The organism is Chryseobacterium sp. D764 (genome assembly GCF_019317325.1).
GTDB lineage: Bacteria > Bacteroidota > Bacteroidia > Flavobacteriales > Weeksellaceae > Chryseobacterium.
Window position 1 is genome coordinate 650,413 of record NZ_CP079219.1, and the last position, 15,748, is coordinate 666,160.

Annotated in this window: 11 protein-coding genes; all 11 read left to right on the forward strand. The window is 37.8% G+C overall.

Going from position 1 to position 15,748, the window contains the following annotated elements; translation table 11 throughout:
* Nucleotides 1–90 precede the first annotated feature (90 nt).
* The 11 genes from ccsA (at nucleotide 91) to KYG33_RS02865 (ending at nucleotide 15,675) form a co-directional block, all read left to right on the forward strand.
* On the forward strand, nucleotides 91–3,366 hold the full coding sequence (gene ccsA, locus KYG33_RS02815; protein ID WP_077417747.1) for a cytochrome c biogenesis protein CcsA: 3,276 nt from the start codon (nucleotides 91–93) through the stop codon (nucleotides 3,364–3,366).
* A 333-nt stretch (nucleotides 3,367–3,699) separates the two neighbouring features.
* Entirely contained in the window at nucleotides 3,700–4,566 is an 867-nt protein-coding gene (locus tag KYG33_RS02820; protein ID WP_077417745.1) for an SPFH domain-containing protein, read from the forward strand.
* An 84-nt stretch (nucleotides 4,567–4,650) separates the two neighbouring features.
* Nucleotides 4,651–4,839: a hypothetical protein gene (locus KYG33_RS02825; protein ID WP_047384775.1), complete on the forward strand. Its 189-nt coding sequence runs from the start codon at nucleotides 4,651–4,653 to the stop codon at nucleotides 4,837–4,839.
* 476 nt (nucleotides 4,840–5,315) lie between these two features.
* Entirely contained in the window at nucleotides 5,316–6,866 is a 1,551-nt protein-coding gene (locus KYG33_RS02830; protein WP_047384777.1) for an aldehyde dehydrogenase family protein, read from the forward strand.
* Nucleotides 6,867–6,979: 113 nt separating this feature from the next.
* Nucleotides 6,980–8,305, forward strand: coding sequence for an L-lysine 6-transaminase (gene lat / locus KYG33_RS02835; RefSeq protein WP_077417743.1), 1,326 nt, complete (start codon nucleotides 6,980–6,982; stop codon nucleotides 8,303–8,305).
* A 61-nt stretch (nucleotides 8,306–8,366) separates the two neighbouring features.
* Nucleotides 8,367–8,597 (forward strand): DUF2007 domain-containing protein, encoded by a 231-nt coding sequence (locus KYG33_RS02840; protein ID WP_047422808.1) that lies wholly within the window; start codon nucleotides 8,367–8,369, stop codon nucleotides 8,595–8,597.
* A 165-nt stretch (nucleotides 8,598–8,762) separates the two neighbouring features.
* Entirely contained in the window at nucleotides 8,763–9,275 is a 513-nt protein-coding gene (locus KYG33_RS02845; RefSeq protein WP_047375086.1) for a GNAT family N-acetyltransferase, read from the forward strand.
* A 115-nt stretch (nucleotides 9,276–9,390) separates the two neighbouring features.
* On the forward strand, nucleotides 9,391–9,846 hold the full coding sequence (locus tag KYG33_RS02850; protein ID WP_047384788.1) for a hypothetical protein: 456 nt from the start codon (nucleotides 9,391–9,393) through the stop codon (nucleotides 9,844–9,846).
* A 1-nt stretch (nucleotide 9,847) separates the two neighbouring features.
* Nucleotides 9,848–11,035 (forward strand): efflux RND transporter periplasmic adaptor subunit, encoded by a 1,188-nt coding sequence (locus KYG33_RS02855; RefSeq protein ID WP_077417742.1) that lies wholly within the window; start codon nucleotides 9,848–9,850, stop codon nucleotides 11,033–11,035.
* On the forward strand, nucleotides 11,035–14,181 hold the full coding sequence (locus KYG33_RS02860) for an efflux RND transporter permease subunit (protein WP_077417740.1): 3,147 nt from the start codon (nucleotides 11,035–11,037) through the stop codon (nucleotides 14,179–14,181). Before KYG33_RS02855 ends, KYG33_RS02860 begins: the two co-directional genes overlap by 1 nt.
* Before the next feature lie 78 nt (nucleotides 14,182–14,259).
* Nucleotides 14,260–15,675 (forward strand): efflux transporter outer membrane subunit, encoded by a 1,416-nt coding sequence (locus KYG33_RS02865; RefSeq protein ID WP_052198577.1) that lies wholly within the window; start codon nucleotides 14,260–14,262, stop codon nucleotides 15,673–15,675.
* The last annotated feature ends 73 nt before the right edge of the window (nucleotides 15,676–15,748 follow it).

A 15,748-nucleotide genomic window follows, 5' to 3' on the forward strand; every position in this document is an offset into this window, starting at 1 on the left:
CAAAACAGAGGCCAAAGTGACAAAAAACAGCTTTTTTTAAGCTCTTTATGGTTTATCATGCTTATTTTTGCATGTCAAGTACAATAAATCATGAAGAAGCTCCAAGATATTCTTATCTCAACCAGGACAATGGCTGTATTGTTGCTGGTGTACGCATTTGCGATGGCATATGCAACGTTCTTAGAAAACGACTACGGAACTCCTACAGCAAAAGCATTAATTTATGAGGCCAAGTGGTTCGAACTGATCATGGTCCTGCTCATTCTTAATTTCATAGGAAATATCGGAAGATATAGATTATGGAGAAGGGAGAAATGGCCGGTTCTTGTTTTTCACCTTGCCTTTATTTTTATTTTTATCGGTGGTGCCATCACAAGATACATCAGTTTTGAAGGAACTATGCACATCAGAGAAGGTGAAACATCCAACGAAATTGTAACGGATAAAAATTTCTTTAAAATTCAGATTGAAGAAAAAGGTGATGTTCTTAATTATCAGGACGTTCCTTATCTGATGTCACCTTTGAACAAAGATTTCAAAGCAACTTATGACTTCCACGGAAAAGAAGTGAAAGTGTTTGCCAAGGAATACATTCAGAGAAAAAAAGACAGCCTTGTAGCTGAGCCAAACGGTGCAGAATATCTTCATTTGGTATCTACCGGAAATACTGGAAGACAGAATATTTACATCAAACCGGGCGAAACAAAATCGATCAACGGAACTTTGGTGACGTTCAACAGAGCTATTGAAGGAGCGGTTGAATTCAAAAATGAAGGAGGAAAGTTATTCATTAAAACTCCTGTAGATGCAAGCTATATGACCATGGCTACTCAGGCAACGGGAAGTACAGTGAAAAATGAATTCCAGCCTTTGGCATTAAGAAGTTTATATACCATCAACGAACTGAAACTTGTAGTACCTGAAGGTCTTAAAAAAGGAAGACTGATGGCAATTGAAGGAGACAGAAAGAAAGATGCTAATGTTCCGGATATGCTTCAGGTTGAGCTTCAGGGTCCAAAAACAAAGCAATTGGTAGACCTTTCTGTGGAAAAAGGGAATCCTAATGCATACAAACAGGTTACTATGGACGGATTAAACATCATGGTTGGATTCGGGCCTAAAGTATATAATACTCCTTTTGCCTTGAAATTAGATGACTTCGTGATGGAAACCTATCCTGGAAGTTCATCTCCAAGTGCTTATGAAAGTCATGTGAAAATCATTGACGAAGGCAAAGAAACTCCTTATAAAATCTATATGAACCATGTTCTTAACCATAAAGGATACCGTTTCTTCCAGTCAAGTTTTGATCCGGACAGAATGGGAACAGTTCTTTCTGTAAACCACGATTACTGGGGAACTTTGATTTCTTATATCGGATATGGACTTTTATTCTTTGGAATGTTTGTGATCTTCTTCTGGAAAGGAACTCACTTCTGGAAATTAAATAAAATGCTGATTGATGCAAACAAAAAGAAGACAAAAGCAGCAGCAATACTTTTAGTGTTCCTGAGCTTAGGTTTAAACGCACAGAAAATTGAAACTCACGGAACTACGGACGGAAGCAGAGAACACATTCATGTGGAAGGTGACAATCATACCCACGCTCCGGCTCCATCTGTCCAGCCGCTTGATGGCGCTGCTCCAAAGCAGAACTCTCTGGCTACACCAATGGGGAAAATGAGATCTATTTCGCCGGATGAGATCATTGCAAGAAACAAAATCAGTGAAGAGCATGCCGAAAAATTCGGATACCTTTTGGTGCAAAGTTTTGAAGGAAGAATTGTTCCTATCAATACTGAAGCATTGGATGTTTTAAGAAAACTATACAAGAAAGATAAATTCAAAGGAACAGACGGAAAGTATCTGACTGCCAACCAATGGTTCCTTTCAATCAATACAGATACTCCAAGCTGGACTATGGTTCCTATGATCAAGGTAGGAACGAAAGGAGGTGATGAACTGAAAAATAAAACAAAGGCAGATGAAGAAGGGTATACTTCATTGATGAACCTTTTCCCGGCAGATGCCAATGGTAATCTAACCTATATTTTAGAGCATGATTACAATACTGCATTCCGTAAAAAACCAGCTGAACAAACGAACTATGATAAAGAAGTAATTGCTGTAAACGAAAGAGTACAGATCTTCAATGAGTTCTTCAGCGGTCAGTTTATGAGAATTGTTCCTGTGAAAAATGATGCCAACCACACATGGCATTCATGGTTAGATCAAAAATTCGAACCGGATATGGAATCTCAGCAGGTGATGGGTCCTTATTTTGCTGAAGCGCTTACCGCACAGAAAACCGGAGACTGGAGCAAAGCAGATACAGAGCTGGCAAAGCTTTCAGAATACCAGCAGAAATGGGGTAAGGCAGTAGTTCCTGCAAAATCTAAAGTTGATCTTGAGGTTTTCATGAATAAAGCAGATATTAACTTTAAATTATTGATTTTTTATACTCTTATCGGAGGACTTCTTTTAATCTTAGGATTTGTTGAGCTGTTTAAATCCAATAAAGTTTTAAATAAAATCATTAAAGTAATCATCGCGGTTGGTTTAGTAGGATACCTTTGCCATTTCTTAGGGCTTGTTGCAAGATGGTATATCTCAGGACACGCACCATGGAGTAACGGATATGAAGCCATTATCTTCATCTCTTGGGTAGGTATTACAGCAGGTTTATTTTTATATAGAAATTCCAATGCATTAATTCCTGCAGCCGGATTCATGGTGGCAGTTATTATGATGGGATTTGCACACGGAGGTTCTGCTCTTGATCCTCAGATCACACCGCTGGTTCCGGTACTGAAGTCTTATTGGTTAATTGTTCATGTAGCCATTATTACATCCAGTTACGGGTTCTTTGCCTTGTCGATGATTATTGCTGTAATCTCATTGGTATTCTATATTATATCTAATAAAGAAACTTATAAAATTCACCACGATACTACATTAAAGGAATTGGTAATCGTTTCTGAAATGTCATTAACTATCGGATTGTTTGCTCTGACGGTAGGAAACTTCTTAGGAGGAATCTGGGCAAACGAATCATGGGGAAGATACTGGAGCTGGGACCCGAAAGAAACTTGGGCCTTCATTTCCATCATGGTATATGCCTTTGTATTACACATGAGATTGGTACCAGGATTGAGAAGCAGATGGGCATTCCACATCGCAACAATGTTTGCATTCTGCTCAATGGTAATGACTTATTTTGGGGTAAACTATTACTTAAGCGGACTTCACTCCTATGCAGCAGGAGATCCTGTGCCAGTACCGGCTTGGGTATACATCGGAATAGGAACAATGATTCTTTTATCAGCTGTTTCTTATTTCAAGTTTAAAGCCTTAACGAAGAAATAAAAGATTGAACATATCAATTAAAATCCCGGAATTTATTTTCCGGGATTTTTTTTGCTAATGATTTATACTATTGGAAGTTTTTAATCACAAAAGGTTTGCAATGATCTTTATGGTGTTAATTGATTGTTTGCAAAGGCATTTCACTCAGCAAAATGAAATAGTGTCCTTTGCTAACAAAAGTAAAGCACTAATAATAAATTAACTTCGTGAACTTTGCGTTTAGTTAAACACCTCGAATCACGAGCCCGTAAAAAATTCATAATTTATAATTCATAATTCAAAATTTATTACCATCTTTATGATATCAAAATAATATCAAATTAAAATTCAATTATGGAAAAAACATTAAAACCCATGTCAGGTTATATTACATTGGTCATCTGCCTTGCCTTGTTTGTGGCAGCAGTTTACTTTTTTGTTAGTGGTGTGGATCAAAGTATAGCCTATGTGGTTATTGCCATGCTTTGCTTTCTTCTTTCGTGCTTTTTCTTAAAAGGCTTAATGATCATTCAGCCCAACCATTCAAGAGTGCTGAACTTTTTTGGAAAATATGTAGGAAGTGTAAAAGAGAACGGATTATTCTTCATCAATCCTTTGTATTCATCGCAGAAGATATCTTTACGTTCTGAGAATTTACAGGGACAGACTTTGAAGGTAAACGATAAAATGGGAAATCCTATTGAAATTGCGGTGGTCATCGTATGGAAAGTAGGAGATACTTATAAAGCAGCTTTTGATGTAGAACGCTATTCTGATTTTGTAAAAATGCAGAGTGAAGCAGCGGTACGTCATTTGGCCATGAGCTTTCCTTATGATAATTTAGAAGATGATCATGCTCCTATTACTCTGAGAGAAGGTGGGGATAAAATCAATTCTATCTTGGAGCAGGAACTTACAGACCGTCTTTCAAAAGCAGGAATTGTGATTCAGGAGGCAAGGATTTCGCATTTGGCTTATGCTTCGGAAATTGCAGGCGCTATGCTTCAGAGACAGCAGGCAACAGCTATTGTAGCGGCAAGAACCAAGATTGTGGAAGGAGCTGTAGGAATGGTGGACCTTGCGTTGAAAAAGCTTTCAGAAGACAATATCGTTGAGCTTGATGATGAAAGAAAAGCGGCAATGGTGAGCAATTTAATGGTAGTTCTTTGCGGAGAAAAAGCAGCCACACCGATATTAAATGCGGGAACACTTTACAATTAAGAAGTGAAAAATTAACAAGTAGATTGTACTGCAGATATTTTTTGCACTACAATAGTCAGAAATAATGTTAGAGAATTTTAGAAAATGAAATCAGAAAAAGCTCAGAACTCTTCAGAAAACAAAAGCAAAAAATCTTTTGTAATAAGGATAGATGAGTCTACTTATAAACTCCTTGAAAAGTGGGCCAATGATGACTTCAGAAGTGTGAACGGACAGATAGAATACCTTTTGCATCAGGGTCTGGTCAACGCAGGGAGGAAGAAGAAAGAGTAGTTTAAAAAAGATGAAGTGAGGGGTTATAAACGCTCTTTTCAGGGAATATAGCAGTCAGGAGATCGTACTTCTTCTCTTTTTTAAATTACAGAAAATATAAAAAAGGATTCTTTTTTTAGCTTTTCAATAAATAAATAACAATTCAATTAACCTTATACCAAAAAGAAAGCAGAGAAAATTTCTCTGCTTTTTTATTTTATACAACTTTGAAGACTATCTGCTCCAACGTAGAATATGACGAGCCAAATCAAGCCTTTAATGGTAAAGAAAGCAAGTCCTGCCCATCCCACACGCTTGAACCACTTCTTAAGCTTTGAGTTATTTTCTTGTGAATTTTCCATTGGTGATTATCAAAATGATTACCCTGCAAAGATAAGCATGTTTATAATTAGTCCAAATAAAAAACACATTAAAAATTAAAGTTTTGAGGTTCACATAATATTTTTATCTTTAGAGAGAACGAAAAGTAAGATTTTATGTCAAAAAAAGTAAAGGATTTCGGAATCGAAAAAACGCTGAAAAATTTAGGTATTAAAGAAGAGAACAAAGGTACCTCAACAGGCGGGAAATATTTCGCTTCAGGAAAGGTGATAGAAAGCATTTCTCCTGTGGACGGAAAGTTGATCGCTAAAGTAAAAACTTCCGGAGAAAGTGATTATGACAAAGTAATTGAAACTGCTCAAAAGGCATTTCAGGAATTCAGACTGATCCCGGCTCCCAAAAGAGGAGAGATCGTAAGACAGCTGGGCTTAAAATTAAGAGAATATAAAGATGATCTTGGTAAACTTGTTTCTTACGAAATGGGTAAATCATTACAGGAAGGGCTTGGAGAAGTTCAGGAGATGATTGACATCTGCGACTTCGCTGTAGGACTTTCAAGACAGCTTCAGGGGTACACTATGCACTCTGAAAGACCTGGTCACAGAATGTATGAGCAATACCATCCGCTGGGAGTTGTAGGAATCATTACTGCATTCAACTTCCCGGTAGCTGTTTGGTCTTGGAATACAGCATTGGCTTGGATCTGTGGTAACGTTACCATCTGGAAGCCATCTGAAAAAACACCACTTTGTGCTATCGCATGCCAGAATATCATGATGGAGGTTATAAAGGAAAATAATCTTCCTGAAGGACTTTCAAGTGTATTGGTATCAGACCACGAAATCGGACAGAAATTAGTAGATGATAAAAGAGTTGCCCTTGTTTCTTTCACAGGATCTACAAGAGTAGGAAGAATGGTTTCTTCTAAAGTGGCAGAAAGATTCGGGAAATCTATCCTTGAATTAGGCGGAAATAACGCAATTATCATTACAAAAGAAGCTGATATTGATATGTCTATCATTGGAGCTGTTTTCGGAGCGGTAGGAACTGCAGGTCAGAGATGTACTTCAACAAGAAGACTGATTATCCATGAAAGTGTTTACAATGAAGTGAAAACAAGATTAACAAAAGCTTACGGGCAGCTGAAAATCGGAAATCCATTGGATGAGAACAACCATGTAGGTCCTCTGATTGATACTGATGCTGTAAACCAATACGAAGAAGCCATCAAGAAATGTAAAAAAGAAGGTGGGAAATTCGTTGTTGAAGGCGGAGTTTTAACCGGAAAAGAGTACGAATCCGGATGCTACGTGAAGCCATGTGTTGCAGAAGTGAAAAACTCTTATGAGATCGTTCAGCATGAAACATTTGCACCGATCCTATATCTGATTAAATATAAAACACTGGAAGAAGCTATCGCTATTCAGAATGATGTTCCACAAGGACTATCTTCAGCGATTATGACCCAGAACTTAAGAGAAGCAGAATTATTCCTTTCCCATGCAGGTTCAGACTGTGGTATTGCCAACGTAAATATCGGAACTTCGGGTGCTGAAATTGGTGGAGCTTTCGGTGGTGAAAAAGAAACCGGAGGAGGAAGAGAGTCTGGATCTGATGCTTGGAAGTACTATATGAGAAGACAAACCAATACTATCAATTATACTGCTCAACTTCCTTTGGCACAAGGCATTAAATTCGATTTATAAAAGCTTTACTTAAAGCATTAAAAAAACAAAAAAAATAATAACCTGAATGATCAAATGCTTCATTCTTTGAGTCATTTGATCATTCACTTATTAAATCACACTACAAATTTATTATGGAACAGACATTAGATATAAAAGCAAATAAAGTAAAAGAAACTGTAGGAAAACATGTGTTGGCAGACGGTTTCGATTTTGTGATGGATATTGAAAGATCACACGGATCATGGCTTTATGATAAACTTACAGACAGAGAATATCTGGATATGTTTTCTATGTTCGCATCAGCATCCATCGGATACAATCACCCTTATCTTTTAGAAAGATCAGAATGGTTGGGAAGAATGGCTGTGAACAAACCTACTTTGGCTGACGTGTACTCGGAAGAATATGCTCATTTCCTTGAAGTATTTGAAAGAGTAGTTATTCCTGAAGAATTACAATATGCTTTCTTTATCGAAGGCGGAACTATGGGGGTTGAAAATGCAATGAAAGCATGTTTCGACTGGAAAACCCGTAAAAACTTTGCAAAAGGAATAGAAACAGAAGCTGGAATCTGTATCCACTTCAAACAGGCTTTCCATGGAAGAAGCGGTTATACCTTGAGCTTAACCAATACTTCTGACCCAAGAAAGTACCAATATTTCCCAATGTTCAACTGGCCGAGAATTTTAAATCCAAAATTAAAGTTCCCGATTACAGAAGAAAACCTTGAAGAAACAATCAAAAATGAAAATCTTGCTTTACTTCAGATTGAAGAGGCTATTCTGATGCACCCTGATAAAGTGGCATGTATCATCATAGAACCTATTCAGGCAGAAGGAGGTGACAACCATTTCAGAGACGAATTCCTGTTGGGATTAAGAAGAATCTGTGATGACAACGAAATCTTACTTATTTTTGATGAAGTTCAGACAGGTATTGCCATTACAGGGAAAATGTGGGCATTCCAGCACTTTACAGCAAAACCAGACATCATTTCTTTCGGTAAAAAAGCACAGGTTTGTGGTGTTTTGGCCAATAAAGAAAAGTTTGATGAAGTTCCGAATAACGTTTTCAGAGAAAGTTCAAGAATCAATTCTACATTTGGAGGAAACTTTATTGATATGCTTCGTTTCCAGCTGGTAATGGAAGTGATCGAAAAAGAAAACCTTGTGGAGAATGCAAGAGTAGTTGGCGATTTCTTATTGGAAAGCCTGAAAGCCCTTGCTGAAAAATATCCTGAAAAAATTTCAAATGCAAGAGGAAGAGGCCTGATGTGTGCTGTTGATCTGCCATCCGCAGAACAGAGAAATCACCTGATGAATGAGCTTTTCAATGATGGATTAATCATTCTTCCATGTGGAGATCAGTCTCTTCGTTTCAGACCTCATTTGAATGTGACAAAGGAAGAAATTCAACTTGCACTAGATAAAATTGAAAGCAATATTAATAAAATTTAAAACCCGGGATTTGTAATTTTAAAAAAAACATCGTATATTTAGATACTCAAACAATTAGAATATGGAAAGAAGTACGAGAGTATCAGTTTATGAAAGTGATAACCCTTCAGAAATTCAGTTGGTTAAGTCTAAATTGGATGATGCGCAAATTACAAATACTGTTGAAAATAACTATCTTACGTTTACCACAACCCCAACAGCAACTTCGCTGAAAGTAATGGTAGATCTGGAAGAAGAAAAAAAAGCATTTGAAATTATTGATGCTTACCTTCAACAAAGTGAAAATCAATAAACAATTTCATAATTTTAAATTTTACTACTTCGAACCGAAAATTAATCTTAATTAATTTTCGGTTTTTTAATTAACTACAAACCATTAAAAAATTATTCTTGCAATTATTAGTTATTCTAATTTTTTAATCATTCAATCTTTTAATTTTTAAATCAAATGTTACACATGAACCCGGAGATCAAACTAAGACAATCGCAAATTGAAGACAGAAACAGGATTTGGGAAATTATCCAACAATCTATTGAAAGAAGAAGACAAGACGGAAGTACCCAATGGCAGAACGGATATCCTAATTTGGGGACTGTAGAAAGTGATATTGCTAAAGGTTTCGGACATGTTTTGACCGTAGACGGAGAAATTGCAGTATATGGAGCTTTGATTCTGAATGATGAGCCAGCGTACAGCACCATTGAAGGAGCTTGGCTGAGTGATGGGGAATTCGTAGTCGTTCATAGAGTGGCTGTAGATGAAAAATTTGCAGGACAGGGAATGGTGAAGAAATTTTTTGATCATATCGAAGAATTCACCAAATCCCATGACATTCAAAGTATTAAAGTAGATACCAACCATGATAATATTGCCATGTTGAAAATCCTTGAAGGCAGAGGGTATTCCTATTGTGGAGAGGTTCTTTTAAGAGACGGCATGAGAAAAGCTTTTGAGAAGATTATAATTTAAGTAAAAAGTTAAATCATCTTTCATTGAATTTTTAAACCGGCCTGTATTTATAAACTCTATCGGGTTTGTTCGTTTGGTTCTGAACTAATTTTTACTTTTGTTCAAATTTTTATATATGCACCAGAGTATAGAAATTGATGAGAAAATTTTTCAGGATGCCGTAAGATTTTATGGCACCGTGTTCAGCTTACCCCCTTTAGCATCGAAAATCTATTCCTACCTTCTTTTTGACTATGAGAAAGTAGGAATTACTTTTGACGAATTTGTTGAAGTGCTCTCCGCGAGCAAAAGCTCCGTTTCTACCAGTATTTCATTATTGTTAAATGCTCAGCTTATTGTTGATCATAACAAAATGGATGAGCGGAAGCGGTATTTTTTCATCAATGATGAATACAAAAAAATACGATTCGAGAAAATTGTCCAGAAAATGCAGGACGAAATGAAACTATTAGATGATTTAAACAATTTTAAAAAAAGTAAAGACGATGGATACAATGAAAGAATAGAAGTTTACAAAGCACTCTTAAACAAAAACATAGAAAATATTCAGGAATCTCTTAATAAACTATAAAATGAATAATAAGCTAGTTATACTTTCCATTGCAGCGCTTTCACTGACTGCCTGCAAAAAAGAAGCTCCGAAACAGGATGGTGCCAAACCGTATCCTGTTATTTCCGTGGAGTCAAAAAATATAGTGGGTTATCAGATGTTTCCGGCTACCATCCAGGGTAGGGTAAACAATGATGTACGTGCAAAAATACAGGGATATATTACCCAGGTATTGGTAGATGAAGGACAATATGTTACAAAAGGACAGCCTTTGTTCCGTTTGGAAACCAATATTCTGAACGAAAATGCGGCCGCTTCCAAAGCAGGAATCGGTGCTGCTGAATCCAGTATTGCAGCTGCTCAGGCTTCTGTAAATGCTGCTCAGGTTGAAGTAAACAAACTAAAACCTCTGGTTCAGAAAAACATCATCAGTAATGTACAGCTACAGACTGCTCAGGCTCAGCTGGCTCAGGCCCAGGCTCAGTTACAGCAGGCCAATGCTTCCAAAAGACAGGCACAAGCCAATTATAAAGGAGTAGAAGCCAATATCGAATATTCTATCATTCGTGCTCCTATTTCAGGGGTGATCGGAAGACTGCCGTTAAAAGTAGGAAGTTTGGTAGGACCGTCTGATCAGACAGCTCTGACAACGATTTCTGATACTTCTGAGATCTTTGCTTACTTTGCAATGAATGAAAAAGAATATTTTGATTTTCTTGAAAAATCTCCGGGAGCTTCTATGCCTGAGAAAATCAAAAACTTACCAATGGTTGAGCTTCAGCTGGCTAATGGAAGTCTTTATCCTGAAAAAGGAAAAATTGAAGCCATTACCGGTCAGATTGATCCTACAACAGGGACTATTCAGTTCAGAGTTGCTTTCTCGAATGCTCAGAAATTATTAAGTAATGGTAATAGCGGAACCATCAGATTCCCTCAACAATATGATAATGTTCTTGTAGTTCCTGAAAGTGCGACCTATGAACAGCAAGGTATTGTTTACGTATATAAAGTAGAAAAAGGAGATACTGCCAGAAACGTTGTTGTAAATGTGATTGACAGAATTGACAATTTAGCGCTTATCAAATCTGGAGTTAATAAAGGTGAAAAAGTTATTGCAGCTGGTATCGGAGGTTTGAAACCGGGAACAGCAGTAAAACCGAAACCAATCAAAATGGATAGTCTTGTTCAATCAATAAAACCGAAATTCTAATGATAAAAAACTTTATTAACAGACCGGTTTTATCTACCGTAATCTCAATCTTGATTGTGATTCTCGGTGTGTTGGGACTGATCTCGTTACCGGTTACGCAGTATCCGGATATTGCACCGCCTACGGTAAGTGTTTCCGCAAACTATACGGGAGCCAATGCTGAGACGGTGATGAAAAGTGTAGTAGTGCCTTTGGAAGAACAGATCAACGGGGTGGAAGGTATGGATTATATCACTTCCAGTGCCGGAAACGACGGTTCTGCTCAGATCCAGGTTTTCTTCAAACAAGGAATAGATCCGGATATTGCAGCGGTAAACGTACAGAACCGTGTGGCCAGAGCGACACCTCTTTTGCCGTCTGAAGTAACCCGTTCAGGGGTTGTAACCCAGAAGCAGCAAACCAGTGCCCTGATGTATATGTCTTTCTATTCTGAAAATAAAGATCTTGATGACGTATACCTTCAGAACTTTTTGAATATTAATATTATTCCAAACCTGAAAAGGGTAAATGGTGTAGGGGATGCCAACGTTTTCGGTGGTAAAAATTACTCGATGAGAATCTGGCTGGATCCTGCAAAAATGGCTGCCTACAGCGTAACTCCTACCGATGTTACCAATGCCATCAATGAGCAGAGTAGAGAAGCAGCAGCAGGTTCTATTGGTCAGAACAGCGGTAGTTCTTTTGAATATATCATCAAATACGTAGGTAAATTCAACGATAAAGAACAATACGATAATATTATCATCAAATCTCTTGCAAACGGACAAAACCTGATGCTGAAAGACGTTGCTAAGGTAGAACTGGCAGGTCAGTCTTACACAGGAATCGGGGAAAACGGAAACAATCCTTCCATCAGTATGGGGATCTTCCAGACTCCGGGATCCAACGCACAGGAGATTATTAAAAATATCAAAGCCTATCTGAAATCAGCCGAGGGAACTTTTCCAAAAGGTGTAAAATATACTTTCAACTTTGATACCAACGAATTCCTGGAAGCTTCTATTGAAAAGGTAGTACACACCCTGATTGAAGCCTTCATTCTGGTATTTATTGTAGTATATATTTTCCTACAGGATTTCAGATCTACCCTGATTCCGGCCATCGCGGTTCCGGTATCTATTGTAGGGGCGTTCTTCTTCCTGAATCTTTTCGGATATTCATTAAACCTCTTAACCTTATTTGCATTGGTGCTGGCGATTGGTATTGTAGTGGATGACGCCATCGTCGTCGTCGAGGCCGTTCACGCGAAGATGGAACATGGTATTTCAGATGCTAAAAAAGCAACGGTAGAAGCAATGGATGAGATTACAGGGGCTATTATCTCTATTACTTTGGTAATGGCAGCAGTATTTATCCCGGTAACGTTCATTACAGGACCTACAGGGGTATTCTACCAGCAGTTTGGTATTACGCTGATTATAGCAATTATCATTTCTGCTATTAATGCATTAACGCTGAGTCCGGTTTTATGTTCATTATTCCTAAAACCCCACGCAGAGCATCATAAAGAGTATAAAAATTTAAATCTGTTACAGAAGTTTTTCTATAAGTTTAATATCGCTTTTAAAACAACTACTGAACGTTACGGAAGAGGATTTGTATTCCTGTTAAGACATAAATGGGTAACCCTGATTATTTTTGCTGTTACCGGAGGTATCTTATTCTGGGCAAGCAGCAGTATGAAAAAAGGATTTGTACCTACAGAAGACAGAGGGATTATCTTTACCGATGTTCAGCTTCCTCCGGGAGCTTCTATGGAAAGAACTTACAACGCATTGAAAACACTTCAGGCTAAAGCATTGAAAGTTCCGGGAGTGCAGAATGTAACGATTTCTACGGGAAGAGGGTTCTTATCCGGAAACGGAAGTAACAACGGTCTTGCCTTTGTTAAGCTAAAACCATTTGAAGAAAGAAAAAAAGACGGACAGACTTCTGAAGATATCACCAAAAAATTATTTGGAATTGTAGGAGCTGTTCCTGATGCTAAAGTTGTATTCTTCCAACCGCCAAGTGTACCTGGATTTGGTAACAGTGCAGGTTTTGAAATGGTATTACTGGATAAGTCAGGGGGAGAATATGCTGATCTGGATAATAAAACCAATGAATTTATCGGTAAGCTGATGGAGAGACCGGAAATTCAGTTTGCGCAGACTTCATTCAATACTAAATATCCTCAGTATCAGATGGAGATTAATGTTCCTTTGAGCAAACAGCTTGGAGTTTCTGTAAATGACATTCTGTCTACCATGCAGGGATATATTGGTGGTATTTATACTGCCGACTTTACCAAGTATGGAAAACAGTTCAGAGTGATGGTTCAGGCTCTTCCTGAAAACAGAAAAAATATCGAAAACCTGAACCAGCTTTATGTCAGAACAGGATCAGGCATCATGTCTCCGATTTCACAGTTTGTAACATTGACAAAAGCATACGGACCACAATCTGTTAGCCGTTATAACCTGTTTACTTCAGTGAAGGTGACAGGAGCAAACTCAGACGGATACAGTTCCGGGGATGCAATTGCAGCGGTACAGCAGGTAGCTAATGAAACTCTGAATCAAAACTATGCAGTAGAATTTACAGGGTTGACCAGAGAAGAATTAAATTCAGGATCTCAGACGCTTTTGATTTTCGGGCTAAGTTTGATCTTCGTTTACTTCATTCTTTCTGCACAGTATGAGAGTTATATTCTTCCGCTGATCGTTATTATTTCTCTTCCTCTTGGGGTAATGGGAGCCTATTTCGGACAGAAGATTATGGGATTGGAAAATAATATTTACTTCCAGATTGCCCTGATCATGCTCGTGGGATTATTGGCGAAAAATGCGATCCTTATTGTTGAATTTGCTGTTCAGAGAAGACATCATGGTGAAACCATTGTAATGTCGGCCATCAATGCAGCGAAAGCCAGAGTAAGACCTATTCTAATGACATCATTCGCCTTTATCTTCGGTTTATTACCGTTAGTGCTGGCAAGTGGAATTGGTGCAGTAGGTAACAGATCTATTGCTACGGGTGCGGCAATCGGGCTATTGATAGGAACTATTTTGGGATTATTTGTAATTCCGGTTCTGTATGTGATCTTTGAAACACTGCAGGAAAAAATTAAACCTATCAAAAAAGAAGAGATCAATTTAGCAGAATAAAATTAAAAATTTGAGGTAGTGGAAGCTAGTCATTCATCAAGCTTCCAACCTCTTATTTCTAACTTCTAATTTTACATAATGAAGAGTTTATTAAACATCATAAAAGGAATCACTTTTTCAGTTTTCATACTCGGGGCCATTTCATCTTGTATGGCAAGAAAAGAATATGAAAGACCGAAGAACGTTGTGGACGAAAAGCTTTTCCGTACGGATATGCTTCCTTCTGACAGTACCAGTATCGCAGATATTTCATGGAAAGAGATATTTACAGATCCAATATTGCAGGGGCATATTTCTAAAGCACTGGCAAACAACCTTGATATCAGAATCGCTTTAGAGAGCATTAATTCTGCAGAAGCATATCTTAAACAAAGCAAAGCTGCTTATCAGCCGACACTTTCTATTGGGCCCAACTATACCTTTCAGACCCAGTCTATCAACACCCAGTTTGGGCAGATCATTGGAGAAAGACGTTATGTAAACCAGTTTGACATTACGGCGAGTATTGGATGGGAAGCAGATATCTGGGGGAAATTAAGAGCACAGGAAAAAGCACAGCTGGCTACCTATTTAGGAACTGTTGCTGCTCATAAGGCGGTAAAAAGCAGTCTGGTATCTTCCATCGCTTCTGCTTACTATCAATTGTTAACTTTTGATGCGCAGAAGAGGATTATTACAGAAACCATTGCGGTAAGAGAGAAAAACCTGGAAGCTACAAAGGCTTTAAAAATTTCAGGAACAGTTACAGAAGTTGCGGTACAGCAGAGTGAGGCTCTTGTGTTCAATGCGAAATCATTACTGATTGATATTGATACACAGATCCAGCTTCTTGAAAATACCATGAGTCTTTTAATGGGAGAACCTTCTCATTCTATTGAAAGATCTACATTAGAAGGACAGAACCTTCCGATTGATTTAAAATTGGGATACCCAACTCAGCTGTTGGCTAACCGTCCGGATGTAATGAGAGCAGAATACAGCTTAATGAATGCTTTTGAACTGACGAATTCTGCCAAAGCTCAGTTTTACCCAACTTTAAAATTGACAGGAAGCGGAGGACTTCAGTCTGTGGATATTGATCACTTATTCAGTGTAAATTCATTATTTGCGAATGTAGTAGCAGGCCTGGCTCAGCCGATTCTAAATAAAAGACAGATCAAGACCAACTATGATGTAAGTCTTGCCAATCAGGAAACGGCTTATTTAAACTTCAGAAAAACAGTTCTTACTGCTGGAAAAGAAGTTTCGGATGCCATCAGAGTCTTCTCTGTACAGGATTCATTTATTGAATTAAAACAAAAAGAACTGGATGCCTATAAAAAATCGGTTGACTATTCTCAGGAATTGGTGAACTACGGTATGGCCAACTATCTTGAAGTATTGAATGCAAGCGTAAATTCATTGAATGCAGAGTTGAACATCTCAAATGCAAGATACAGTAAAATGAAAGCTGCTGTAGAGCTTTATCAGGCTTTAGGCGGAGGCTGGAAGTAAGCGTATTTTGTAATCTAATATCATAAAAACGTATGTCAATAATGGCATACGTTTTTTCATATAGATAGATGTT

Bases quoted from the DNA above. Each gene is read 5' to 3' on its own strand.
- KYG33_RS02865 (WP_052198577.1), top strand. From the start codon at position 14,260: ATGAAGAGTTTATTAAACATCATAAAAGGAATCACTTTTTCAGTTTTC.
- KYG33_RS02845 (WP_047375086.1), top strand. From the start codon at position 8,763: ATGAACCCGGAGATCAAACTAAGACAATCGCAAATTGAAGACAGAAAC.
- KYG33_RS02850 (WP_047384788.1), top strand. From the start codon at position 9,391: ATGCACCAGAGTATAGAAATTGATGAGAAAATTTTTCAGGATGCCGTA.
- KYG33_RS02855 (WP_077417742.1), top strand. From the start codon at position 9,848: ATGAATAATAAGCTAGTTATACTTTCCATTGCAGCGCTTTCACTGACT.
- lat (WP_077417743.1), top strand. From the start codon at position 6,980: ATGGAACAGACATTAGATATAAAAGCAAATAAAGTAAAAGAAACTGTA.
- KYG33_RS02820 (WP_077417745.1), top strand. From the start codon at position 3,700: ATGGAAAAAACATTAAAACCCATGTCAGGTTATATTACATTGGTCATC.
- KYG33_RS02825 (WP_047384775.1), top strand. From the start codon at position 4,651: ATGAAATCAGAAAAAGCTCAGAACTCTTCAGAAAACAAAAGCAAAAAA.
- ccsA (WP_077417747.1), top strand. From the start codon at position 91: ATGAAGAAGCTCCAAGATATTCTTATCTCAACCAGGACAATGGCTGTA.
- KYG33_RS02830 (WP_047384777.1), top strand. From the start codon at position 5,316: ATGTCAAAAAAAGTAAAGGATTTCGGAATCGAAAAAACGCTGAAAAAT.
- KYG33_RS02840 (WP_047422808.1), top strand. From the start codon at position 8,367: ATGGAAAGAAGTACGAGAGTATCAGTTTATGAAAGTGATAACCCTTCA.
- KYG33_RS02860 (WP_077417740.1), top strand. From the start codon at position 11,035: ATGATAAAAAACTTTATTAACAGACCGGTTTTATCTACCGTAATCTCA.